This window comes from Streptococcus mitis (assembly GCF_946188585.1).
Taxonomy (GTDB): domain Bacteria; phylum Bacillota; class Bacilli; order Lactobacillales; family Streptococcaceae; genus Streptococcus; species Streptococcus mitis_DG.
Genome location: NZ_CAMHVI010000037.1, coordinates 1 through 259, shown reverse-complemented (window position 1 = coordinate 259; position 259 = coordinate 1). Strand labels below are relative to the sequence as shown.

Sequence of the window (259 nt, the reverse complement as noted above, 5' to 3'; positions counted from 1 at the left end):
CCATCGCCGGTGCAGGTGGCGCGTTCTTCCTGTCTCGCTACTACAGCAAGCTGCCGCAGATCGTCGCCTCCCTCGATTACATCAACCTGATGACCTACGATCTGGCCGGCCCATGGGAAAAAATCACCAACCACCAGGCAGGCTTGTTCGGCGACAGCGCCGGGCCAACCTTCTATAACGCGCTGCGTGAAGCCAATCTCGGCTGGAGTTGGGAAGAGCTGACTCGCGCCTTCCCCAGCCCGTTCAGCCTGACGGTAGA

Annotated in this window: 1 protein-coding gene; it reads left to right on the top strand. The window is 60.6% G+C overall.

The window, feature by feature from the left end:
* The coding region (locus N8M66_RS09340) for a glycosyl hydrolase family 18 protein (protein WP_261047239.1) at nucleotides 1–259 on the top strand (259 nt) is incomplete at both ends.